Consider the following 23,718-nt stretch of genomic DNA (forward strand, 5'->3'; position numbering starts at 1 on the left):
CCCAGCGGGAGCAAGCTCCCTCGCCACAACAAGCTCGCTCCTACAAGGGGACGCGCTTTAGTCTTCCAGCAGCTCTTCAGCCTGACCCAGGATGTTTTCCAGGGTGAAACCGAACTCTTCGAACAACGCTGGCGCCGGCGCCGACTCACCGTAGGTGGTCATGCCGATCACGCGGCCTTCCAGGCCCACGTACTTGTACCAGTAGTCGGCGTGAGCCGCTTCGATGGCGATACGTGCGCTGACCTGCAACGGCAACACCGATTGCTTGTAGTCGGCGTCCTGGGCTTCGAAGACGCTGGTGCACGGCATGGAAACCACACGCACGTTGCGACCGGCGGCAGTCAGCTTGTCGTACGCCTGAACCGCCAGGCCCACTTCGGAACCGGTGGAGATCAGGATCAGCTCCGGCTCGCCGATGCAGTCTTTCAGCACGTAGCCACCACGGCTGATGCCTTCGATCTGCGCCGCGTCGCGGGTTTGGTGCTGCAGGTTCTGACGGGAGAAGATCAGCGCCGAAGGGCCGTCCTTGCGCTCGATTGCGTGCTTCCAGGCCACAGCCGATTCGACCGCGTCCGATGGGCGCCAGGTGTCCAGGTTCGGCGTGGTGCGCAAGCTGGTCAATTGCTCGACCGGCTGGTGCGTCGGGCCGTCTTCGCCCAGGCCGATGGAGTCGTGGGTGTAGACGAAGATCACACGCTTTTTCATCAACGACGCCATGCGTACGGCGTTGCGCGCGTATTCCATGAACATCAGGAAGGTCGCGCCGTAAGGCACCAGGCCGCCGTGCAGGGCAACGCCGTTCATGATGGCGCTCATGCCGAACTCGCGCACGCCGTAGTACATGTAGTTGCCGCTGGCGTCTTCCGCCGAGACACCTTTGCAACCTTTCCACAGGGTCAGGTTGGAACCGGCCAGGTCAGCCGAACCGCCGAGGAACTCAGGCAGCAGCGGGCCGAACGCGTTCAGGGTGTTCTGGCTGGCTTTACGGCTGGCGATGGTTTCGCCCTTGGCCGCCACTTCGGCGATGTAGGCCGAGGCCTTTTCAGCGAAGTCGGCAGGCAGGTCACCGGCCAGGCGGCGAACCAGTTCGTTGGCCAACTCAGGGAATTCGGCGGAGTAGGCCGCGAAACGCTGGTCCCACTCGGCTTCGACCGCCAGGCCAGCTTCCTTGGCGTTCCACTCGGCGTAGATGTCAGCCGGGATTTCGAACGGGCCGTGGTTCCACTTCAGCGCAGCGCGGGTCAGGGCGATTTCCGCGTCACCCAGTGGGGCGCCGTGGCAGTCTTCTTTACCTTGCTTGTTCGGCGAACCGAAGCCGATGGTGGTCTTGCAGCAGATCAGGGTCGGCTGCTCGCTTTTGCGGGCCGTCTCGATCGCAATCTTGATTTCTTCCGGGTCATGACCGTCGACATTGCGGATCACCTGCCAGTTGTAGGCTTCGAAACGCTTCGGTGTGTCGTCGGTGAACCAGCCTTCGACTTCGCCGTCGATGGAGATGCCGTTGTCATCGTAGAAGGCGATCAGCTTGCCCAGGCCCAGGGTACCGGCCAGGGAGGCGACTTCGTGGGAAATGCCTTCCATCATGCAGCCATCACCGAGGAACACGTAGGTGTGGTGGTCGACAATGTTGTGGTTCGGGCGGTTGAACTGCGCAGCCAGCACTTTTTCAGCCAGGGCAAAACCCACGGCGTTGGCCAGGCCCTGGCCCAGTGGACCGGTGGTGGTCTCAACGCCAGGGGTGTAGCCGTATTCCGGGTGGCCCGGGGTGCGGCTGTGGATCTGGCGGAAGTTTTTCAGGTCGTCGATGGTGACGTCGTAGCCGGTCAGGTGCAGCAACGAGTAGATCAGCATCGAGCCGTGGCCGTTGGACAGGATGAACCGGTCACGGTCGGCGAACGACGGGTTGCTCGGGTTGTGTTTCAGGTAGTCACGCCAAAGTACCTCGGCGATATCCGCCATGCCCATCGGGGCACCGGGATGGCCGCTGTTGGCTTTTTGCACGGCATCCATGCTGAGGGCACGAATGGCGTTGGCACGCTCACGACGGCTGGGCATCGCTGATCTCCTGGAGGTTGAATAAAAGAAACGGAAAAAAGGATCGGCATTTTCCCTCAGCCACGGCCCTCGGGGCAATGACAGATAGTCACTTGGGGGTGTTTTTCCTGCGGATTGCCTGGAGAAACCGTTTACCGCTTCGTCCATGGGTTATAGCGGCTGCTTATAACCACCGATTATCGACCAATATCAAAACTTTTTGATATTGCCCTTGCGGGGTTTTCCCACCGTCACTAGACTGCTGGCCTTATGAACCTGAGCGCACCTTCCATTCGACCCGACGACAGCGACGAGCTGGCGGCCCTGTGCAAGGCCGGTGGCGATCCGTTGCGCCTGAATGTGTTGCGCGCGCTGACCAACGATTCGTTCGGGGTGCTGGAGCTGGCGCAGATCTTCGCCATCGGCCAATCCGGCATGAGCCACCACTTGAAGGTACTGGCCCAGGCCGACCTGGTGGCGACCCGCCGCGAGGGCAATGCGATTTTTTACCGTCGCGCCCTGCCCCACACCGAGCAACTGGGCGGCAAGCTGCACGCCGCTCTGCTCGAAGAAATAGACAGCCTGGCGCTGCCGGCTGACGTGCAGTCGCGCATCAGCCAGGTGCACGGGCAACGTGCTGCCGCCAGCCAGGACTTTTTCTCACGGGTAGCCGAGAAGTTTCGCGCCCAGCAGGATCTGATCGCCGGCTTGGCGCAATACCGCGAAAGCGTGCTGGCACTTTTAGACAAGCTGAGCTTCAGTGATGAGGCTACGGCGGTTGAAGTGGGCCCGGGTGACGGCGGCTTCCTGCCGGAGCTGGCGCGGCGCTTTCATCAGGTCACGGCGCTGGACAACAGCCCGGCGATGCTGGAGCTGGCCCGCCAATTGTGTGAGCGCGAAGCGCTGGGCAATGTCCACCTGCAGTTGGCGGACGCCCTGAATGACACCAGCCTGCGGGCCGATTGCGTGGTGCTGAACATGGTCCTGCACCATTTCGCCGCCCCGGCAGACGCCCTCAGGCAGATGGCGAATTTGCTGCAACCAGGCGGCAGCCTGTTGGTCACGGATTTATGCAGCCACAACCAGAGTTGGGCCAGGGAAGCCTGCGGTGATCTCTGGCTGGGTTTTGAACAGGACGATCTGGCCCGTTGGGCCACCGCTGCGGGACTCGTTCCCGGGGAAAGCCTCTATGTAGGTTTACGTAATGGTTTCCAGATTCAGGTCCGCCATTTTCAGCGGCCGGCTGGCGACACTCACCATCGGTAAATATCAGGAAAACATCGAGATGAGCGAATACTCCCTTTTCACCTCCGAGTCCGTGTCTGAAGGGCATCCGGACAAAATCGCCGACCAGATCTCTGACGCGGTGCTGGACGCCATCATCGCTGAAGACAAGTTCGCCCGAGTGGCGTGCGAGACTCTGGTGAAAACGGGCGTGGCGATCATCGCCGGCGAAGTCACCACCTCTGCCTGGGTAGACCTGGAGCAGATCGTGCGTGACGTGATCATCGACATCGGCTACAACAGCTCCGACGTCGGCTTCGACGGTGCGACCTGCGGCGTGATGAACATCATCGGCAAGCAGTCCCCTGACATCAACCAGGGTGTCGACCGTGCCAAACCTGAAGATCAGGGCGCCGGCGACCAGGGCCTGATGTTCGGCTATGCCAGCAACGAAACCGACGTGCTGATGCCGGCACCGATCACCTTCTCCCACCAGTTGGTGAAGCGCCAGGCCGAAGCCCGTAAATCCGGTGCACTGCCATGGCTGCGCCCGGACGCCAAGTCCCAGGTGACCTGCCGTTATGAAGGCGGCAAAGTCGTCGCCATCGACGCGGTGGTACTGTCGACCCAGCACAACCCGGACGTTTCCTACGCCGACCTGCGCGAAGGCGTCATGGAGCTGATCGTCAAGCACGTGCTGCCTGTCGAACTGCTGACCAAGGACACCCAGTTCCACATCAACCCGACCGGCCAGTTCATCATCGGTGGCCCGGTGGGCGACTGCGGCTTGACCGGTCGCAAGATCATCGTCGACAGCTACGGCGGCATGGCCCGTCACGGCGGTGGCGCGTTCTCCGGCAAGGATCCATCCAAGGTTGACCGTTCGGCGGCCTACGCCGGTCGTTACGTGGCCAAGAACATCGTGGCCGCCGGCCTGGCCGAGCGTTGCGAGATTCAGGTGTCCTACGCAATCGGTGTGGCCCAGCCTACGTCGATCTCGCTGAACACCTTCGGTACCGGCAAGATCAGCGACGACAAGATCGTCAAGCTGGTGCGTGAGATCTTCGACCTGCGTCCTTACGCAATCACCACCATGCTCGACCTGCTGCACCCGATGTACCAGGAAACTGCGGCCTACGGCCACTTCGGTCGTACCCCTGAGCAGAAGACTGTCGGCAACGACACGTTCACTACGTTCACCTGGGAAAAGACCGACCGTGCCAACGACTTGCGTACTGCCGCCGGCCTGTAATCGTCCTACGGTGTACACAAAGCCCCGGCGTTCTGTTCAAGCGAGCAGAAACATCGGGTAAAAAGCCTCGCGGTTGCGGGGCTTTTTTATGCCCGCAGGGATGGCTTAGGCTGGGCGCCCTTTTCAGAGCAAGGATGCTCATGATGAAGTCACTTATGCGCTGGCTGTTTTTCCTTTTACTCAGCTTCTCGCCACTCACTGCGTGGTCGCAGGAGTGCCCCGACTGGGAGGCCGATCACGCCCGGGCCCAGATCAGCACCCTGGCGCAACAAATCCGCTTGTGGGATGACAGCTACCACCGGCTCGGCCAGTCATTGATCAGCGATGAGCTGTATGACCAGGCCAGCCAGCGCCTTGCCCAATGGCGCAGGTGTTTCACTCCCTCCGCCCCAGTCACGGACGACCCGCTGGGCAGCGCGCGAGGCACGACCGCCCACCCGACGCCCCACACCGGCCTGGAAAAACTGCTGGACGATAACGCCGTGCAAACCTGGCTGGGGACTCGCCAGGACGTGTGGATCCAGCCCAAGGTCGATGGCGTCGCCGTCACGCTGGTTTACCGCAAGGGCCGGTTGAGCCGGGTCATCAGTCGCGGCGATGGCCGGCTGGGCCAGGATTGGTCAGCCTCCGCCCGCCGGATTCCGGGGATCGTGCAGCAACTGCCCGAGCCCGTTGACCTGCTGTTGCAGGCCGAACTCTATTGGCGACTGAATGACCATGTGCAAGCTGCCAAAGGTGGCCTCGGCGCCCGCGGCAAAGTGGCCGGGCTGATGAATCGCCGGCAGTTGAGCGACGCCGAGGCCGCCAATATCGGTCTGTTTGTCTGGGCCTGGCCCCAGGGCCCTGATGACTTTTCCGAGCGGCTGAGCCAACTGGCGCAATGGGGCTTCACCGACAGCGGGCGCTACAGCCACCCGATCAAGGACATGACCGAAGCGGCGCACTGGCGCAGCTATTGGTACAGCCACCCGCTGCCCTTCGCCAGCGACGGCGTGGTATTGCATCAAGGCCAGCGGGCCCCGGCCGAGCGCTGGCGGGTCAGCGCGCCCTACTGGGCGGTTGCCTGGAAGTACCCGGTGGCCAAGGCATTGGCCCATGTGCGCAAGGTGCACTTCAAGATTGGCCGCACCGGGCGCATCACCTCCATCCTGGAGTTGGAACCGGTACTGCTCGATGACCGGAAGATCAGCCGGGTCAGTGTCGGTTCCCTGAAACGCTGGCGGGAACTGGATATCCGTACTGGCGACCAGGTCTCCATCAGCCTCGCCGGGCACGTCATCCCACGCCTTGACCGCGTCATCCTGCGCAGCCAGCCACGGGCCGAGTTGCAGGTCCCGCAGGCCAGGGACTTCCACCCCTTGAGTTGCTGGCAACTGGCCCCGGGTTGCGAAGAACAGCTGCTCGCGCGCCTGACCTGGCTGAGCGGCGCCCAGGGCCTGGCCCTGCCACACATCGGCCGCGAAACCTGGAACACCTTGATCCAGGCCGGCCTGATCGACGGCCTGCTCGATTGGTTAACCCTGGATGAGGCAGAGCTTGCTAACATTGATGGCTTCGGCGAACGCAGCAGTGCGCGTTTACTCGACAGCTTGCGCAGCGCCCGGCAGCGACCGTTCGCGCAATGGCTGATGGCCCTGGGAGTACCGCCCACGGCCCGCAACAATCTACAAGGTGGCTGGCAAACCCTGGCCGCCAGAGACACTCAAGCCTGGCTGGCCGAAGACGGCATAGGCCCGGGTCGCGCGGCGCAACTGAGCGCTTTTTTTCGCGACCCGCAGGTACTGGCCTTGAGTGAAACATTACGGGCTGCCGGGATAGATGGTTTTTGACCTCTGCCCGACGGCATTAACCGGTGCCGGCAGAATTCATCCTGCCCACCTGATTGCGACCTTGTTTGCCTTGGAGCCTTTATGAAATTTCTTGCACCTTTTGCCCTGTTGACCGTCGCTACCCTTATGTCCGCGCCATTGCTGGCAGCCGAGGAAGCTGCGCCACTCACAGGCTGCGCCGCCAAGCGCGAGTCCATCAGCACCCAGATCGAACAAGCCAAGGCCCACGGCAACAGTGAGCAACAAGCCGGCCTGGAAAAAGCCTTGAGTGAAGTCACCGCCAACTGCACCGATGCCTCCTTGAAAAAGGAGCGGGAAAACAAGGTGCTCGACGCCAAGCACGAAGTCAGCCGCCGTCAGGCTGACCTCGACAAGGCCATGAAGAAGGGTGATTCCGAGAAGATCAACAAGCGCAAGGACAAGCTGGCCCAGTCACGCAAGGACTTGCAGGAAGCCCTGGACGAACTGGACAAGTAAGACGGCCTCAGTGATCGCGGAACTGTTTATGGCACGCGGTGCAGGCATCTTCGACTTTCTGCACCGCCGGCCCGAGGTTGCTGGCCTTGTAGGGCTGGACCTGGCTGGCGATCACCAATTCACCGGTGGCCGTTTCAAGGTTTCGAGCCATTTCCTGGAAGCGTGCCTGCTGCTGCCACACGTCGTCCTTGGCGCTGGTGTGGTCTTCTTCACGCACGCTCGGGAAATGTTTCCACGGTTCGTGGGACAACGCATCAAGCTTGACCGCGCCTTCGGCAAATTTGCCGCCGTCGAATGGAATGCGCCCACGCAACATGCCGCCCAGGTCTTCGCCGGTCTTGAGCATCTGCTTGAAAATGGCCTTGCGCTGGCCAAGGGGCGAATTCGGATCAACCCCGCCGCAGGCGGACAGTGTCAGGCAGGCCAGCAATACAACGGTCAGTCTTTTAAAAGTCATGATGGCTCAAGGTCACGGGAAACGGCGGCCAGTATCCTCGCCCCGCCCGCAAAGACCAATACCCCTATTAATAATAAGGGTTGCTCGAACGCCAGCCGATACGAGCAATCGCTTCAGGAATTTTGTGTATGAATACCCGTTTTAAGCCTTGGCGCCGCCTCGTGTGGGCCCTGCCAATGATCGCGCTGCTGGCCGGTTGCGACACCGGCAAGGACGAAAAAGCCAAGCCCCACGCCATTGCTACCTACGTCGGCGCCACCTGGGAAAACCTGCCGGCCGTGTCGGACAGCGACCTGCAAGCCGGCTTCGAATCCTGGCGCAGTGCCTGTCAACGCCTCAAGGCTGACCCGGTATGGGGCGCGACGTGCGCGGCATCGGCCACCGTGCCGTCGACCGCAGTGGCGATTCGTGACTTCCTCAAGGCCAACCTCGACGTCTACGGCCTGCGCTCGGCCGACAACAGCCCCAATGGCCTGATCACCGGCTACTACGAACCGGTTTACCCCGGCAGCCTCACCGAAACCGCCACCGCCCATGTACCGGTGTTCGGCGTGCCGGATGACCTGATCATCGTCAACCTGGAAAGCATCTACCCGGAGCTCAAGGGCAAGCGCCTGCGCGGTCGCCTGGAAGGCCGGGTACTCAAACCCTATGACGACGCCAGCACCATCAACCACCAAGGCTCCACCGCCAAGCCCATCGCCTGGCTGACCAACCCGATGGACCTGCAATTCCTGCAGATCCAGGGTTCAGGTCGTATCCAACTGGCCGACGGCCGCCAATTGCGGGTGGGTTACGGTGACCAGAACGGTTACCCGTACCGCCCCATCGGCCGCTGGCTGGTGGAGCAGGGCGAGCTGAAAAAAGAAGACGTGACCATGGGCGCCATCGCGGCCTGGGCCAAGGCGCATCCGCAGCGTATTCCTGAATTGCTGGCAAGCAACCCCAGCTACGTGTTCTTCAGTGCCCGCCCCGACAGCAACGAAGGCCCGCGTGGCTCGCTGAACGTGCCGCTGACTGCGGGGTATAGCGTTGCGGTGGATCGCAAGGTGATTCCACTGGGCAGCCTGTTATGGCTGTCGACTACCCGACCGGACGGCACACCGATTGCCCGCCCGGTGGCCGCGCAGGACACCGGCGGTGCAATTACCGGCGAAGTGCGGGCCGACCTGTTCTGGGGAACCGGTGATGCCGCCGGCGAGTTGGCGGGCAACATGAAGCAGCAGGGCCAGATCTGGATGCTGTGGCCCAAAGGCGCAGCGTTGCCAAAAGTGCCGGATGTGCCGACAGGCACCTGAAGAACACCAAGGTCTATGTGGGAGCGGGCTTGTGTGGGAGCGGGCTTGCTCGCGAATGCGGTGGATCAGTCGATACATCCGGTGACTGACACACCGCATTCGCGAGCAAGCCCGCTCCCACATTTGAACAGTGTCAGGCTTCAGATCGAGACGAAGAAGAAGCTCGCAATCAACGCCATCCCCACCGCCCACACCACCGACCGCAGCATCGCCCAGTCCGCCAGGTAGCAGATGATGTAGAGCAACCGGCTGGTAATAAACAGCACCGCCAATACGTTGATCGTCACCAGCGATGCTGCGCCGGCCAAATGGGCAATGATCACCGCCGCCGCAAACGCCGGGGTCACTTCAAAGCTGTTGAGTTGCGCACTGTGGGCGCGCTTGGCAAACCCCTCGAGGGTGTCGAGGAACGCCCGCGGGTCATGGTTCTGCCGGGGCCCGAACTTGCCGCCGCTGAACTTGGCCACGCCCGTGCACAGGTACGGCAGAAAAATTGCGATCAACACACACCAGAAAGCGACTGTCATAACCCATTCCTTTTTTAGTTTTATCCGACGGTTAGAGTTTCATCACGAACATGCCGATCAGCACCAACCCACAGGCTATGAGCCGTGGGCGGCCGAAAGGTTCTTTCAGGTAACGCATGCCGAACAGCACCACCAGGATCACGCTGACTTCGCGCAGCGCGGCGGCTTCGGCAATCGAGCCCAACTGCATGGCCCAAAGCACCAGAGCGTAGCTCAACAACACGCACAACCCGACACTCAGCCCCAGCCGCCACTGCGTGCGCCAGAACAGCCCGAACGCCGCCCGTTTGCGCACCATCGCCAGCAACGGAAACGGCCATGCGCTTATCAGCGTCAGCCACACCAGGTAGTCCAGCGGGTGTGACCAACGGCGCAATGCCTGGCCATCGAGGAAGGTGTAGCAACCGATGCACAGGCCGATCAACGCCACCACCGGCAGCATCGACCAGGGCAACCGGTCGCCACCGCCGCCCTGCCACAACAGGCACAGCATGCCGAACGGGATCAGCAGAATGCCGAGAATCTGCTGGGTACTGAGCACCTCACCGGCAAACACCAGCGTCAGCGCCAGCACCACCAAAGGCGACAAGCCGCGCATCAGTGGGTACACCAGGCCCAGGTCACCCACGCGATAGGCCTGGATCAGCAGGTAGCGGTAGAGCAATTCAAACAACGCCGAGGCGATGATCCACGGCCAGATTTCCAGTGGCGGAAACGATACAAACCCCACCGCCAGCACCACAAACAGCAACGCCACCGTGTCCATGCACGCGATGACCAACAGGCGCTCGCCGCTGAATTTGATCAAGGTGTTCCACGTCGCATGCAACAACGCCGCTACCAGTACCAGAGCTGTTGCAATCACGGTGACTCCCCAGTCATAAAAAGCGGAATTGATTCGCCATATTTCAGCACCTGTTTATACTAAAGCCGACCACGCCGCACTCAGTTGCGCAAAGACTTGGACCAATAAATTTTTGCCGCTGCCCGATCTTCGCCGATCCGGGCGTCGGCATGCGTATGCCTGATCAGAGCGTCACGATTACCGAAGGAGATCCTCGCCTGCCGCTCGGTGCCTGGATCCGCGGGATGGTGGCGGCGGCACTTTTGTTCATCGACCTGCAACGTCGTCGCCTTGCTGCGGTCAACGTAGCCAACTGATAAATGTGTTCTGTGTGGGAGCTGTCGAGCTTTAGCGAGGCTGCGATACAGGCGCTGCGGTCTTGCAGCCTCACCCAGGTGATGCCATCGCAGCGTCGCTGGGGCTCGACAGCTCCCATATATGATCTCTACTCACTCCTCCATCCAAGGACCCCGGATGCTTGAACTTGTCGCTGCGTTTATTTGCCTGACCACCCTGCTCACGTATGTGAACTACCGCTTCATCGGCCTGCCGCCCACCATCGGTGTGATGGTCACGGCACTGATGTTTTCCCTGCTGCTGCAAGGCTTGAGCTTTATCGGCTACCCCGGCCTTGAAGAGCGCATCCAGCAGTTGATCGGCCAGATCGACTTCGGCGACCTGCTGATGAACTGGATGCTCTCGTTCCTGCTGTTCGCCGGCGCCTTGCACGTCAACCTGAGCGACCTGCGCAGCTACCGCTGGCCCATCGGCCTGCTTGCCACCTTCGGCGTATTGATTGCCACGGTGGTGATCGGCAGCCTGGCCTTCTACATCTTTGCCCTGTTCGGCTGGCACGTGAGTTTCCTGTACTGCCTGCTGTTCGGCGCGCTGATTTCCCCCACCGACCCGATTGCCGTGCTCGGTGTGCTGCGGACCGCCAATGCATCGAAACCGCTGAAAACCACCATCGTCGGCGAATCGCTGTTCAACGACGGCACGGCGGTGGTGGTGTTCACCGTGTTGCTGGGCATCGCGCAACTGGGCGAGACGCCTACGGTCGGCGCCACGGCCATGCTGTTTGCCCATGAGGCGATTGGCGGCGTGGTGTTTGGCGGGCTGATCGGCTACATCGTGTACCTGATGATCAAGAGCATCGAGCAGTATCAGATCGAAGTGATGCTGACCCTGGCCCTGGTGATCGGCGGCTCGGCGATGGCCACTGAACTGCACGTCTCGGCACCCATTGCGATGGTGGTGGCGGGCCTGATCATCGGCAACCTCGGCCGCAAGCTGGCGATGAACGACATGACCCGGCGCTACCTGGACGGTTTCTGGGAACTGCTCGATGACATGCTCAACGCCCTGCTGTTTGCGCTGATCGGCATGGAACTGCTGCTGTTGCCGTTCAACTGGCTGCACGTGTTGGCCGCCAGTTTGCTGGCGGTGGCAATCCTGTTGTCACGCCTGCTGACGGTGGCCCCGGCGATCCTGCTGCTGCGCCGCTGGCGCACGGTGCCCCGCGGCACCATCCGCATCCTCACATGGGGCGGCTTGCGCGGCGGGGTTTCCGTGGCACTGGCCCTGGCCCTGCCACTGGGCCCGGAGCGTGACTTGCTGCTGAGCATCACCTACATCGTGGTGCTGTCTTCGATCCTGTTGCAGGGCTTGAGCATCGGCAAGCTGGTCAAGCATGTGACCAAGGATGAGCCGGCGCCTGCTGCGGCGCCGGAGACTCACTGACCCTTGTTGATCTGCTGCGGATGCCTAGGGTCCGCAGCGGCTTTGCCCGGCAGGCTGCTTTCGCTGCGAATCTGCGCATGGCTGATCAGCGCAAAGATAAAGCTGCCGCCGATGATATTGCCCGCCAGCGTCGGCCCGGCGAACACCAGCCAGAAGTCTTTCCACGGCAGCTCGCCGGCGAATACCAGGTACGACACTTCCGCCGAGCCCACCACGATGTGGGTGAAGTCTCCCAGTGCCATCAGGTAGGTGATCAGGATGATGATCCAGATTTTGGCGCTTTCCATGGATGGGATCATCCACACCATGGTGGCGATCATCCAGCCCGACACGATGCCCTTGGCGAACATCTGGTAGGCGTCGTTTTCCATGACCTTGCGCCCGATTTCCAGGAAGGCCAGGTCGGTCTTGGTGTCAAAGATCGGCAAGTGCAGCATCACGTACGCCACCAGCAAGGTGCCGCACAGGTTGCCCACCAGCACCACGGCCCATAAACGCAGCAGGCGTGCGAAATTCTTCAGCGTGGGTTTGCTCATCACCGGCAACACCGCGGTCAGGGTGTTTTCGGTGAATAACTGCTGACGGGCGAGGATCACGGCAAGAAAGCCGGCGCAGTAACCAAAACTGGCGATCACCTTGAACTCTTCGCCATCCGGCAGGCGCGAGTTGAGCAAGCCCATGCCCATCAGTGACAGGCCCATGGTCAGGCCGGCGGCCAGCGCCGACCACCACAACGCGGCGACGTTGCGCTCCAGTTCCTGATCGCCTTGAGTGCGGATGATTTCATGCAGAACCGCCGCGCGAGGCGGCTGGTTCTTGTCGACGTCGTGCTGCTCTTCCTGCGACAGATTGGGGGTCTTGCCGTCTTCTTGCGTGGCCATGGTGATACCTGAACGGGGGGGCGATGTTCAGGTACGACCTATGGTTGATCAAGAGCGTTCACTGGCCCTGCGCAGGATTACTCGCCGAGGCCTTCCGACTGGAACTGATCCTTCACGTACTTGATCTCGGTACGGCCGTGGGGCGCCGGCAACCCGTCTTCGCCCAGGTTCACGAAGACCATTTTTTCCACCGTCAGAATGCTCTTGCGCGTGATCTTGTTGCGCACTTCACAGGTCAGGGTGATGGAGGTGCGACCGAACTCGGTGGCGGTGATGCCCAGTTCGATGATGTCGCCCTGGCGCGAGGCGCTGACGAAGTTGATTTCGGAGATGTACTTGGTCACCACCCGCTGGTTGCCCAACTGGACAATCGCGTAGATGGCCGCTTCTTCGTCGATCCAGCGCAGCAGGCTGCCACCGAACAGGGTGCCGTTGGGGTTGAGGTCTTCGGGTTTTACCCATTTGCGGGTGTGGAAGTTCATGTTCACTCCAAAGCGTGTTGCGAAATGATGGGCAACATCATGGCAGAGGCCGGGCCCAAGCTCTATGAGCCATTGCCTATCAACCCCATGAGCGATCTTCATGCCGCCGACAGAAAGGCTTTAGAAGTCAGGCGCAGGCGGCTATAATCGCCTCCGCTTCAAAACGGTCATCTTCGATTGATACCGTTCTCCCGCCACCTGTCCGAGGGGCGCTGCAGCAGGCTCGACCTGTCAGGCTCGGATGGGGCGTTGTCCGGCCTGGTTAGCCAGCTGGATACTAAACGCACAACGGCGCCCATTCGCACACTACGAATGGAGGCTCTTCATGAGCGCTGTAATCACGCCTGCAGGTTTTACCGACTACAAAGTCGCCGACATGTCCCTCGCTGCCTGGGGCCGTCGCGAAACCTTTATCGCCGAATCCGAAATGCCAGCCCTGATGGGCCTGCGTCGCAAGTACGCCGCTGAGCAGCCGCTCAAGGGCGCGAAGATTCTCGGCTGCATCCACATGACCATTCAGACTGCCGTGCTGATCGAAACCCTGGTTGCCCTGGGTGCCGAAGTACGCTGGTCGTCCTGCAACATTTTCTCGACTCAAGACCAGGCCGCTGCCGCTATCGCTGCTGCCGGTATCGCCGTGTTCGCCTGGAAAGGCGAGACCGAAGAAGAGTACGAGTGGTGCCTGGAGCAAACCATCCTCAAGGATGGCGAGCCATGGGATGCCAACATGATCCTCGACGACGGCGGCGACCTGACCGAGCTGCTGCACAAGAAATACCCGCAGATCCTCGACCGCGTCCACGGCGTGACCGAAGAAACCACCACCGGCGTACACCGCCTGCTGGACATGCTGGCCAAGGGCGAGCTGAAAATCCCGGCCATCAACGTCAACGACTCGGTGACCAAGAGCAAGAACGACAACAAGTACGGCTGCCGTCACAGCCTGAACGATGCGATCAAGCGCGGCACCGACCACCTGTTGTCCGGCAAGCAAGCGCTGGTGATCGGCTACGGTGACGTGGGCAAGGGTTCGTCCCAGTCCCTGCGTCAGGAAGGCATGATCGTTAAAGTCTCCGAAGTCGACCCGATCTGCGCCATGCAAGCCTGCATGGACGGTTTCGAAGTGGTTTCGCCGTTCATCAACGGCCAGAACGACGGCACCGAAGCCAGCATCGACAAGGCCCTGCTGGGCAAGATCGACCTGATCGTGACCACCACCGGCAACGTGAACGTGTGCGACTCGAACATGCTCAAGGCCCTGAAAAAGCGCGCCGTGGTGTGCAACATCGGTCACTTCGACAACGAAATCGACACCGCTTTCATGCGCAAGAACTGGGCATGGGAAGAAGTGAAGCCACAGGTACACAAGGTTCACCGTACCGGTGCTGGCGATTTCGACCCGCAGAACGATGACTACCTGATCCTGCTGGCCGAAGGCCGTCTGGTGAACCTGGGCAACGCCACTGGCCACCCAAGCCGCATCATGGATGGCTCGTTCGCCAACCAGGTACTGGCGCAGATCTTCCTGTTCGGCCAGAAATACGCCGACCTGTCGCCCGCCCAGAAAGCCGAGCGCCTGACCGTGGAAGTACTGCCGAAGAAACTCGACGAAGAAGTGGCCCTGGAAATGGTCCGCGGCTTCGGCGGCGTAGTGACTCAACTGACCAAGACCCAGGCCGACTACATCGGCGTGACGGTCGAAGGCCCGTTCAAGCCGCACGCTTACCGCTACTGATTTGCCTGCTGCCTGCTCCCCATGTGGGGGCAGGCTTTTGTGGGAGCGGGCTTGCTCGCGAAGGCGGTGTGTCAGTCGACTTATCTACTACTGACATACCGCCTTCGCGAGCAAGCCCGCTCCCACATTGACGGTGTGCACCTTCTGGCTTTATGAGTTTCCATAGGTATGACCATGTCCCAAGACCGTCGCTACAGCTTCGAGTTCTTCCCGACCAAGACCGATGCTGGGCATGAAAAACTGATGGCAACTGCCAAGCAGTTGGCCAGCTACCACCCCGATTTCTTCTCCTGCACCTACGGTGCCGGTGGCTCCACCCGCGATCGCACGATCAACACCGTGCTGCAGCTGGAAAGCCAAGTCAAAGTACCTGCAGCTCCGCATTTGTCCTGCGTGGGCGACAGCAAGGCCGACCTGCGCAGCCTGCTGACCCAATACAAGCAAGCCGGCATCAAGCGCATCGTCGCCCTGCGCGGTGACCTGCCGTCCGGCATGGGCATGGCCAGCGGCGAGCTGCGCTACGCCAATGACCTGGTGAGCTTCATTCGCGAAGAAACCGGCGATCACTTCCACATCGAAGTGGCCGCTTATCCGGAGATGCACCCCCAGGCGCGCAATTTCGAAGACGATCTGCAGAATTTCGTGCGCAAGGCCAACGCCGGCGCCAACAGCGCGATCACCCAGTACTTCTTCAACGCAGAGAGCTACTTCTACTTCGTTGAGCGTGTACAAGCGATGGGCGTGAACATCCCGATCGTGCCGGGCATCATGCCGATCACCAACTACAGCAAACTGGCGCGCTTCTCTGACGCCTGCGGCGCGGAAATCCCACGCTGGATTCGTAAACAACTGGAAGCCTACGGCGACGACGTCAAGAGCATCCAGGCGTTCGGCGAACAGGTCATCAGCGAAATGTGTGAACAATTGTTGCAAGGTGGCGCGCCAGGGTTGCACTTCTATACCCTGAACCAGGCTGAGCCAAGCCTCGCTGTCTGGAACAACCTGAAGCTGCCACGCTAAGGTCTGTTCCGAAATGCAAAGGCCCTCATAATGAGGGCCTTTGCCGTTCTAAACGCCCACGGAATTCTGCAGTCCATGAATACATCCGCCCCGACGTCCCGCCCGCAACTGGTCTACCTGGTGTTCGGCGCAGAGACTTACCATCAGGAAGCGGTATTCAGCATCGCCAGCGCCCTGTCGTTCCTGCGGGACGAGCCGGACACAGGCATCGACATCCAGGTCTTCACCGACAACCCCGAGCCCTACCGCCTGCTGCCGGTACGGGTACGCCCGCTGGACGAAGCCACGCGCAAACGCTGGAGCGAGCCTCACGGCTACCACTTTCGCACCAAGCACGTAGTGCTGCGGCAAGTGTTGCAAGAATCCGAAGTGGCGCTGCTGATCGACACCGACACGTTTTTCCACCATTCGCCCCTGGCGCTGTTTGAACGCGTGCAGCCGGGCACCCTGCTGTGCAACGCCTTCTACACCAAATACGGCGACAACCACGAAAGCATTCTGTACAGCGCCCTGTACCAGCGCCTGCTGGACATGGGCGTGGCCGACGATGACATGATGACCCTCAATTCCGGGGTCATGGGCCTGACGCAGCAGGACGCGCACATCCTCGACCGCTCGATCGAGTTGATGGACGAACTGTTTCCCCACGCCCAGGGCGCCTACACCCTGGAAGAGTTCTGCCTGTCCATTGCCGCCTATCGCACCCTCAACGTGCGCGAATGCCCGGACCTGATCCACCACTACTGGAGCCGCAAGCAGCTGTTCCGGGCCAAGGTCAAGGCGTGGATCGCCAAGCATGGGGCAAACCCCACCAGCGCCACGGCCCTGGATGACACGCGCCAGGTTTCCGCCCACCTGCCCCGCCCGCCTCGTCTGCAACGCTTGATGTACAAGCTGATCACCCTGGCACTGCCCAAGCACCAACAGCAGTTCATCCGGGAAATCCTCTACGGCTGCTATGAACATGAAAACGAGTTCGACCAGGCGTGTGGCCCGGTTTGGTGGGACAAGGCCCGACAAAACCAGGAAGAGCGCCAGGGCCGACCGGTGGATGCCCATCTGCTGGAGCACTGGTTTGGCAATCCCGTGGTGCGGCTGATTCTCGGCGAGCGGCGCGAGGCGATCTACGAACACCTGATCAAATCTCCGGGCAAGTAAACCTGGCGGGCGCCCGCAGATCACTGTGCCAGAGCTTCTCTTTAGCCCGATACAGTCGTAATCTCAGGGTATGCCTGTCACTTTCCGGTTATTGACTGCTGTTCTTTTCGCTTGCCTGAGCCTCGGTGCCCATGGCGAGAAACTGCGCATTGTCACCGAGCCCTGGGCGCCTTACGTCTACGACGACAACGGCACCATGCGCGGGCTCGACTACGAGACCACGGTGATCGTGTTCCAGCGCCTGGGCATCGATGTGGATTGGCAATTCCTGCCCTGGAAGCGCTGCCTGGCGATGCTCGACCAGGGCCAGGCCGACGGCGCACTGGATATTTTCCACAGCCATGAACGCGACGCGGTGCTGCTGTACCCCAGCGAGCCGCTGTCCGAGGTGGAGTTCGTGCTGTTCTACGCCAATCAGCGCCCACACCCGTTCCAGACCTTCGACGACCTGCGCGGCCTGACCATCGGCACCTCGCCTGGCTACCTCTATGGCGCCGAATTCAGCGAGTCCACCCTCTTCAAGCAGGAGCCGGCCGCCAGCCATGAGGCCAACTTCGGCAAACTGGCCCTTGGCCGGATCGACCTGGTGATCACGGACCGTCGGGTTGGCCAGCATGTACTCAAGGCCCTTGGACTTGAGGACCAGGTCACCCAGGCACCCCAGGTAGTCAGCAGCCAGCCACAGTTCCTGGCCGTGCGCCGCGGTGCCGGCATGGATTTGCTGGTGCAACGCTTCGCCGCCGAACTCAAACGCTTCAAGCAAGAGCCTGCCTACGCGGCCTTGAGTGCCAAATATGCAGGCAGCAGCCCGCAAACCAGCGCATCAGCCCTGCCCGTACGCACCGTTGAGCAGCAGGAAAGCAGCGCAGAGTGATTGCTCTGTTATACTCCGGCCTTTCCGCCAGGCTTACGCCCGGACGCTTCGGTCTTGCAAAAGGCACCCGACCCCGCTACAGCGCAGCTTTCAAGCCCGCGCGAGCCGTCTGAGTGCCCGCCAGCCCCAGCAGGACCGGACGGGATTGCGTTCATCTAAACGCCATTCACGCCAGGCAAGACTATCCCTCTGGGCCAAGCCCTAACTAAAACAGGATTACTCATGTCCTTTGCTTCCCTCGGTCTCTCCGAGGCTTTAGTCCGCGCCATCGAGGCAGCGGGCTATACCGAGCCTACTCCGGTGCAACAGCGGGCCATTCCCGCCGTGTTGCAAGGCCGCGACCTGATGGTTGCGGCTCAGACAGGTACTGGTAAAACCGGCGGCTTCGCCCTTCCGATCCTGGAGCGGTTGTTCCCCAACGGTCACCCGGACAAATCCCAGCGTCATGGCCCGCGCCAACCGCGCGTACTGGTCCTGACCCCTACCCGCGAACTCGCCGCCCAAGTGCATGACAGCTTCAAGCTGTATGCCCGCGACTTGAAGTTCGTCAGCGCCTGCATCTTCGGCGGCGTCGGCATGAACCCACAGGTTCAGGCCATGTCCCGCGGTGTCGACGTACTGGTTGCATGCCCGGGTCGCTTGCTCGACCTGTGCGGCCAAGGCAGCGTCGATTTGTCCCACGTGGAAATCCTCGTGCTGGACGAAGCCGACCGCATGCTCGACATGGGCTTTGTCCATGACGTGAAAAAGGTCCTCGCGCGCCTGCCGGCCAAACGCCAGAACCTGCTGTTCTCGGCCACGTTCTCCAACGACATCACCGCGTTGGCGGGCAAGTTGTTGCACAACCCCGAGCGCATTGAAGTCACGCCGCCGAACACCACGGTCGAGCGTATCGAGCAGCGCGTATTCCGCCTGCCGGCCGCCCACAAGCGTTCGCTGCTGGCCCACCTGATCACCGCCGGCGCGTGGGAACAGGTGCTGGTGTTCACCCGCACCAAGCACGGCGCCAACCGCCTGGCCGAGTACCTGGACAAGCACGGCCTCACCGCCGTCGCGATCCACGGCAACAAGAGCCAGAATGCCCGCACCAAAGCCCTGGCCGACTTCAAGGCCGGTGAAGTGCGCATCCTGGTCGCCACCGACATCGCCGCTCGCGGCCTGGACATCGACCAACTGCCCCACGTGGTCAATTTCGAGCTGCCAAACGTCGACGAAGACTACGTGCACCGTATCGGCCGTACTGGCCGGGCCGGTCGTTCGGGCGAGGCCATTTCCCTGGTCGCACCGGACGAAGAAAAGCTGCTGAAAAGCATCGAGCGCATGACCAAGCAGAAAATCGCCGACGGCGACCTGATGGGCTTCGACTCCAGCGCCGTTGAGGCCGAGAAGCCTGAAGTACGCGAGCGTCCGGACGTGCGCAACCCGCGCAACAACCCACGCGGTCCGAAGGGCGATGGCCCGAACGGCGGCGGCGGTGGTGGCGGTCGTAAAGACAAGGGCAAGGACAAGGGCGGCAAGGACAAGGCTGCGACCAATGGCCGTGGCGAACGCCCGGCCCGTGAGCAAAAGCCCCGTGAAGGCACCCCGGCCCGCGAACAGCGCCAGCCGAGCCAGCCGCCACGTGCTGCTGCCGACCGTGCTCCGGACGAGTTCCTGGACGACGATGTGGACAACTTCGGTAACCGCGTTGACTACGTGCCCCAGGCCAAGCCGGCCCAGGGCCGTGGTCGTCGTCCGGGCGCTCCGGCCCAGGGCGCAGGCGCCGGTACTCCGCGTACCGGCGGCCAGCCACAAGGTCGCCAGAACGGTCCGCGCAGCAGCAATGGCGCCACCACGGGCACCCCGCCTGCCAAGCGCAACGGCCCGCGCAACGGTGCTCCGCGTGACGGCCAGGCCCGTCGCGAAGAGTCGCGCAACCGTCGCCCGGCGCGTGATGATCAACCTCGCCTGTCGGAGCCAGCGGTGCAAAACCCGCGCGGCGGCCCGGCACCGAAGATCATCCACAAAGAGTCGAAAAGCGATCGCACGCTGACACCTGAGCAGTTGGATCAACTGCCGGGCCGTCCACGTGGTGAAAAACCGGCGTTGCTGACCCGCAACCGCTGAGTTTTCAAAGCGCCATAAAAAATGCCCCGGATCGCGAGATCCGGGGCATTTTTGTGTGGCCGGCGAAAATTACTTCGCTTTCACACCTTCAAACGTCACGTACAGCTCAACGTTGTTGGACGCTGGACCCAGGTCCATCTGCTTGCCGAAGTCCTGGCGATTGAAGGAGGTAGTACCTTCAAAGCCGGCACGGTAGCCGCCCCATGGATCCTTGCCTTCACCCAGGAAGGTCGCCTTGACGACGATCGGCTTGGTCACGCCGTGAAAGGTCAGGTCGCCGGTCACGTCAGCAGTGACTTGGCCAGCAGCATTCTTGCCAGTGGTCTTGACGCTGGTGGAGACGAACTTGGCATCGGCAAACTTGCCAACGTCCAGGAAGTCTTTGCTGGCGATGTGCTTGTCACGTTCGGCGTGGTTGGTGAACACGCTGGCGGTGCGGACGTTGAACTCAATCTTGCTGTCTTCAGGCTTGGCAGCATCGAAGCTGAACTTGCCGTCCAGGTCCTTGAAGGTACCGGTGATGAAGCTGTAGCCCAAGTGGCTGATCTTGAAGTCAACGAAGGCGTGCTGGCCTTCCTTGTCGACAACGTAGTCAGCTGCCATCGCCTGACCGGCAGTCAGCAGGGCAGAACCGATGGCCAGAGCGGCGAGAGTCTTTTTCAACATGCTTTCTATTCCTTGTGAGTCGAGGTTGAACATCAGGCTTTGCGCCCCAGCATACGAACCAGGGTCACATCACGATCAATGAAATGGTGTTTCAGCGCGGCCACGCCATGCAGGCCGGCGAACACCACCAATACCCAGGCCAGGTACAAATGCACCACGCCTGCAGTGTCTGCCTGGTCCGGTAGCCCGGAAACCAGCGCAGGAATCTCAAACAGGCCAAACACCGGGATCCCGACACCGTCTGCGGTGGAAATCAGGTAACCGGCAATCATCACGGCAAACAGCCCGAGATACAGGAACGCGTGGCCAAACGCAGCCCCCAGACGCGTCATGCGGCTATAGCTGGCAAGCGGTGGCGGCGGCGGGCTGACCAGGCGCCAGACGATCCGCACGAGCATGATGGCGAACAGCGTAATGCCGATGCTCTTGTGCAGGTCCGGGGCGTCTTTGCGCCAGGCACTGTAGTAGTCGAGACCGACCATCCACAGGCCCAATGCGAACAGACCGAACACCACCAGGGCCACGCCCCAGTGCAAAACGATGCTGACCCAGCCATAGCGGGCCGGTGAATTACGTAGTTGCATGTCCCAAATCCCGTAAGAGCTGTGGCAAGACTATCGATTTACCTATCGAATTAAAGCGGAAAATTTCGCTTTGAAATATCGAGAAATACGATCAAGAGCGTATGCAGAGTAAGTTAACAAGAGATTAAGGACTATCCAGAAGAAACGTGACGGACTGTCCTGCGTTTACCACCAATTTACGCTTCAGACTCGCAATGGGTTGTGACACAGGCCTGCATTGCATAGGCTTGCGCGATTGTTTCGCCCGCGCACGTCGCGAGCCGCTTCGAGGAGAATGAACATGGGTTTGAATAACCAGTGGATGCAACGCGACCTTGCGGTGCTGTGGCATCCCTGCACCCAGATGAAAGACCACCAGCAACTGCCGCTGATCCCGATCAAGCGCGGTGAAGGCATCTGGCTGGAAGACTTCGAAGGCAAACGCTACCTCGACGCCGTCAGTTCCTGGTGGGTCAACGTGTTTGGCCACGCCAACCCGCGCATCAACCAGCGCATCAAGGACCAGGTCGACCAGCTGGAACACGTGATCCTCGCCGGTTTCAGTCACCAGCCGGTAATCGAGCTGTCCGAGCGCCTGGTGAAGATGACCCCCGAAGGCCTGACCCGCTGCTTCTACGCCGACAACGGCTCGTCGTGCATCGAAGTCGCGCTGAAGATGAGCTTTCACTATTGGCTCAACCGCGGCCTGCCGAACAAGAAGCGCTTTGTCACCCTGACCAACAGCTACCACGGCGAAACCATCGCCGCGATGTCGGTAGGCGATGTGCCGCTGTTCACCGAGACCTATAAAGCCCTGCTGCTGGACACCATCAAGGTGCCGAGCCCCGACTGCTACCTGCGCCCCGACGGCATGAGCTGGGAAGAACATTCCCGGAACATGTTCCTGGCCATGGAGCAGACCCTGGCCGAAAACCACGACACCGTGGCCGCCGTGATCGTCGAGCCGCTGATCCAGGGCGCCGGCGGCATGCGCATGTACCACCCGGTGTACCTCAAGCTGCTGCGCGAAGCCTGCGACCGTTATGGCGTGCACCTGATCCACGACGAAATCGCCGTGGGCTTTGGCCGCACCGGTACGATGTTCGCCTGTGAACAGGCCGGCATCCGCCCGGACTTCCTGTGCCTGTCCAAGGCCCTGACCGGCGGCTACCTGCCGCTCGCCGCCGTAGTCACAACCGACGATGTGTACGACGCCTTCTACGACGACTACCCGACCCTGCGCGCCTTCCTGCACTCCCACAGCTACACCGGCAACCCGCTGGCCTGTGCGGCGGCCTTGGCGACCCTGGATATCTTCGAAGAAGACAACGTCATCGAAAACAACAAGGCCCTGGCCCAGCGCATGGCCACCGCCACCGCGCACCTGGTGGCCCACCCGCACGTCTCGGAAGTGCGCCAGACCGGCATGGTGCTGGCCATCGAGATGGTGCAGGACAAGGCCACCAAGACCGCCTACCCGTGGCAGGAACGCCGTGGCCTGAAGGTGTTCGAGCATGCGCTGGAGCGAGGCGCTCTGCTGCGTCCGTTGGGCAGCGTGGTGTACTTCCTGCCGCCGTATGTGATCACCCCGGAGCAGATCGACTTCCTGGCTGAAGTGGCCAGCGAAGGGATTGATATCGCCACCAACAGCAAGGTCAGCGTGGCGGTGCCCAAGGATTTCCACCCGGGGTTTCGTGATCCGGGCTGATTGAGTTGATCGTTCCCACGCTCCGCGTGGGAATGCAGCCATGGACGCTCCGCGTCCGCCCTGCACACTATTTCCAGAGAACAGAAATGAGACTGTCCCGCTTTTTTGTCGACGCCCCCCTGAGCCTTGGCGACCACGAGTTGCCGGAAGCCCAGGCGCACTACATCAGCCGCGTATTGCGCATGAGCGAAGGCGACCCCGTGCAGTTGTTCGACGGTTCCGGACAGGAGTTTCGCGCCAGCTTGCTGGAAGTCGGCAAAAAACGCGTGGTGGTGCAAGTCACCGAAACCTTCGCCGGGCAGGTCGAGTCGCGGTTGCAGATTCACCTCGGCCAGGGCCTGTCCCGTGGCGAGCGGATGGACTGGGCGATCCAGAAAGCCACCGAGCTTGGGGTGAATGAAATCACCCCGATCTTCAGCGACCGCTGCGAAGTGCGCCTCAAGGACGAACGCGCCGACAAACGCCTGCAGCACTGGCGCCAGGTGGCGATCAGCGCGTGCGAGCAGTGCGGTCGCTCGCGAGTGCCGGTGATTCACCCACCGCTGTTGCTGGCGGATTGGTTGAAACAGGCCGAAGCGGATTTGAAGCTGGTGCTGCACCCGGTGGCCGAGCCCCTGGTGAGCCACGCCAAGCCTGGGAGCCTGGCCTTCCTGATCGGGCCGGAGGGTGGATTGACTGATGGCGAAGTCGAAACGGCACAAGGTGCGGGGTTTCATGCCGCACGGTTGGGCCCACGGGTGCTGCGTACCGAAACTGCGCCAGTCGTGGCGCTGGCGGTGGCTCAACAACTCTGGGGCGACTTCTAAACCCGTTTTGCAAACCCCATCAAATGTGGGAGCGGGC

22 protein-coding genes and 1 riboswitch are annotated in these 23,718 nt (G+C 61.4%); of the genes, 14 read left to right on the forward strand and 8 right to left on the reverse strand.

Going from position 1 to position 23,718, the window contains the following annotated elements; all coding sequences use genetic code 11:
- Window positions 1–57: 57 nt before the first annotated feature.
- Entirely contained in the window at window positions 58–2,055 is a 1,998-nt protein-coding gene (tkt, locus tag HX815_RS07100) for a transketolase (protein WP_087693225.1), read from the reverse strand.
- Between the two features lie 249 nt (window positions 2,056–2,304).
- Here tkt and HX815_RS07105 point away from each other — a divergent pair, with 249 nt between their 5' ends.
- The 4 genes from HX815_RS07105 to HX815_RS07120 all read left to right on the forward strand — a co-directional run bounded on the left by HX815_RS07105 (window position 2,305) and on the right by HX815_RS07120 (window position 6,816).
- Complete coding sequence (locus tag HX815_RS07105; protein WP_003216864.1) at window positions 2,305–3,300, forward strand: metalloregulator ArsR/SmtB family transcription factor; 996 nt, start codon at window positions 2,305–2,307, stop codon at window positions 3,298–3,300.
- Window positions 3,301–3,319: 19 nt separating this feature from the next.
- Window positions 3,320–4,510: a methionine adenosyltransferase gene (metK, locus tag HX815_RS07110; RefSeq protein WP_177028005.1), complete on the forward strand. Its 1,191-nt coding sequence runs from the start codon at window positions 3,320–3,322 to the stop codon at window positions 4,508–4,510.
- A gap of 155 nt (window positions 4,511–4,665) precedes the next feature.
- Window positions 4,666–6,339 (forward strand): NAD-dependent DNA ligase LigB, encoded by a 1,674-nt coding sequence (ligB, locus tag HX815_RS07115; RefSeq protein WP_177028128.1) that lies wholly within the window; start codon window positions 4,666–4,668, stop codon window positions 6,337–6,339.
- Window positions 6,340–6,420: 81 nt separating this feature from the next.
- Window positions 6,421–6,816, forward strand: coding sequence for a DUF1090 domain-containing protein (locus HX815_RS07120; protein WP_177020228.1), 396 nt, complete (start codon window positions 6,421–6,423; stop codon window positions 6,814–6,816).
- Between the two features lie 7 nt (window positions 6,817–6,823).
- Here HX815_RS07120 and HX815_RS07125 read toward each other — a convergent pair whose 3' ends face one another.
- Complete coding sequence (locus HX815_RS07125; RefSeq protein WP_008434083.1) at window positions 6,824–7,273, reverse strand: cytochrome c; 450 nt, start codon at window positions 7,271–7,273, stop codon at window positions 6,824–6,826.
- Between the two features lie 128 nt (window positions 7,274–7,401).
- On the opposite strand from HX815_RS07125, the gene HX815_RS07130 reads away from it, so the two are divergent.
- Entirely contained in the window at window positions 7,402–8,571 is a 1,170-nt protein-coding gene (locus tag HX815_RS07130; protein ID WP_177028006.1) for a murein transglycosylase A, read from the forward strand.
- 140 nt (window positions 8,572–8,711) lie between these two features.
- Here the strand turns inward: HX815_RS07130 and HX815_RS07135 are convergent, their stop codons facing one another.
- Together HX815_RS07135 and HX815_RS07140 are read right to left on the reverse strand one after the other, a co-directional pair.
- A complete protein-coding gene (locus tag HX815_RS07135; RefSeq protein ID WP_087693228.1) occupies window positions 8,712–9,098 on the reverse strand; it encodes an MAPEG family protein in 387 nt (128 codons plus the stop codon).
- Between the two features lie 31 nt (window positions 9,099–9,129).
- Window positions 9,130–9,963 carry an EamA family transporter gene (locus HX815_RS07140; RefSeq protein ID WP_063026578.1) on the reverse strand — a complete coding sequence of 278 codons (834 nt, stop codon included), beginning with the start codon at window positions 9,961–9,963 and terminating at the stop codon, window positions 9,130–9,132.
- Window positions 9,964–10,112: 149 nt separating this feature from the next.
- Between HX815_RS07140 and HX815_RS07145 the strand changes: the two genes are divergently transcribed.
- Together HX815_RS07145 and HX815_RS07150 are read left to right on the forward strand one after the other, a co-directional pair.
- Window positions 10,113–10,259: a hypothetical protein gene (locus tag HX815_RS07145; protein ID WP_177027964.1), complete on the forward strand. Its 147-nt coding sequence runs from the start codon at window positions 10,113–10,115 to the stop codon at window positions 10,257–10,259.
- 157 nt (window positions 10,260–10,416) lie between these two features.
- Window positions 10,417–11,682, forward strand: coding sequence for a sodium:proton antiporter (locus tag HX815_RS07150; RefSeq protein WP_008434094.1), 1,266 nt, complete (start codon window positions 10,417–10,419; stop codon window positions 11,680–11,682).
- On the opposite strand, the gene HX815_RS07155 is transcribed toward HX815_RS07150, so the two are convergent.
- Together HX815_RS07155 and HX815_RS07160 are read right to left on the reverse strand one after the other, a co-directional pair.
- A complete protein-coding gene (locus HX815_RS07155) occupies window positions 11,676–12,563 on the reverse strand; it encodes a formate/nitrite transporter family protein (RefSeq protein WP_008434095.1) in 888 nt (295 codons plus the stop codon). The genes HX815_RS07150 and HX815_RS07155 overlap by 7 nt on opposite strands.
- 77 nt (window positions 12,564–12,640) lie before the next feature.
- Window positions 12,641–13,045: an acyl-CoA thioesterase gene (locus tag HX815_RS07160; RefSeq protein ID WP_003216852.1), complete on the reverse strand. Its 405-nt coding sequence runs from the start codon at window positions 13,043–13,045 to the stop codon at window positions 12,641–12,643.
- Window positions 13,046–13,243: 198 nt separating this feature from the next.
- Window positions 13,244–13,349: riboswitch (S-adenosyl-L-homocysteine riboswitch) on the forward strand.
- Between the two features lie 21 nt (window positions 13,350–13,370).
- Here HX815_RS07160 and ahcY point away from each other — a divergent pair.
- The 5 genes from ahcY to HX815_RS07185 all read left to right on the forward strand — a co-directional run bounded on the left by ahcY (window position 13,371) and on the right by HX815_RS07185 (window position 19,938).
- A complete protein-coding gene (gene ahcY / locus HX815_RS07165) occupies window positions 13,371–14,780 on the forward strand; it encodes an adenosylhomocysteinase (protein WP_177028007.1) in 1,410 nt (469 codons plus the stop codon).
- Between the two features lie 174 nt (window positions 14,781–14,954).
- Window positions 14,955–15,800, forward strand: a complete 846-nt coding sequence (gene metF, locus HX815_RS07170) for a methylenetetrahydrofolate reductase [NAD(P)H] (RefSeq protein WP_008434100.1) — start codon at window positions 14,955–14,957, stop codon at window positions 15,798–15,800.
- Window positions 15,801–15,875: 75 nt separating this feature from the next.
- Window positions 15,876–16,958, forward strand: coding sequence for a hypothetical protein (locus tag HX815_RS07175; protein WP_003216848.1), 1,083 nt, complete (start codon window positions 15,876–15,878; stop codon window positions 16,956–16,958).
- Window positions 16,959–17,028: 70 nt separating this feature from the next.
- Window positions 17,029–17,832: an ABC transporter substrate-binding protein gene (locus HX815_RS07180; protein WP_023659310.1), complete on the forward strand. Its 804-nt coding sequence runs from the start codon at window positions 17,029–17,031 to the stop codon at window positions 17,830–17,832.
- Between the two features lie 222 nt (window positions 17,833–18,054).
- On the forward strand, window positions 18,055–19,938 hold the full coding sequence (locus tag HX815_RS07185) for a DEAD/DEAH box helicase (protein ID WP_177028008.1): 1,884 nt from the start codon (window positions 18,055–18,057) through the stop codon (window positions 19,936–19,938).
- Window positions 19,939–20,007: 69 nt separating this feature from the next.
- Here HX815_RS07185 and HX815_RS07190 read toward each other — a convergent pair whose 3' ends face one another.
- Together HX815_RS07190 and HX815_RS07195 are read right to left on the reverse strand one after the other, a co-directional pair.
- Window positions 20,008–20,604 (reverse strand): YceI family protein, encoded by a 597-nt coding sequence (locus tag HX815_RS07190; protein ID WP_003216844.1) that lies wholly within the window; start codon window positions 20,602–20,604, stop codon window positions 20,008–20,010.
- 32 nt (window positions 20,605–20,636) lie between these two features.
- Window positions 20,637–21,188: a cytochrome b gene (locus tag HX815_RS07195; RefSeq protein ID WP_003216842.1), complete on the reverse strand. Its 552-nt coding sequence runs from the start codon at window positions 21,186–21,188 to the stop codon at window positions 20,637–20,639.
- 280 nt (window positions 21,189–21,468) lie between these two features.
- Between HX815_RS07195 and HX815_RS07200 the strand changes: the two genes are divergently transcribed.
- Complete coding sequence (locus HX815_RS07200; RefSeq protein WP_177020233.1) at window positions 21,469–22,875, forward strand: adenosylmethionine--8-amino-7-oxononanoate transaminase; 1,407 nt, start codon at window positions 21,469–21,471, stop codon at window positions 22,873–22,875.
- A gap of 86 nt (window positions 22,876–22,961) precedes the next feature.
- Window positions 22,962–23,681 carry a 16S rRNA (uracil(1498)-N(3))-methyltransferase gene (locus HX815_RS07205; protein WP_003216838.1) on the forward strand — a complete coding sequence of 240 codons (720 nt, stop codon included), beginning with the start codon at window positions 22,962–22,964 and terminating at the stop codon, window positions 23,679–23,681.
- Window positions 23,682–23,718 lie beyond the last annotated feature (37 nt).

It is taken from the genome of Pseudomonas sp. E6002, assembly GCF_013385565.1.
GTDB lineage: Bacteria > Pseudomonadota > Gammaproteobacteria > Pseudomonadales > Pseudomonadaceae > Aquipseudomonas.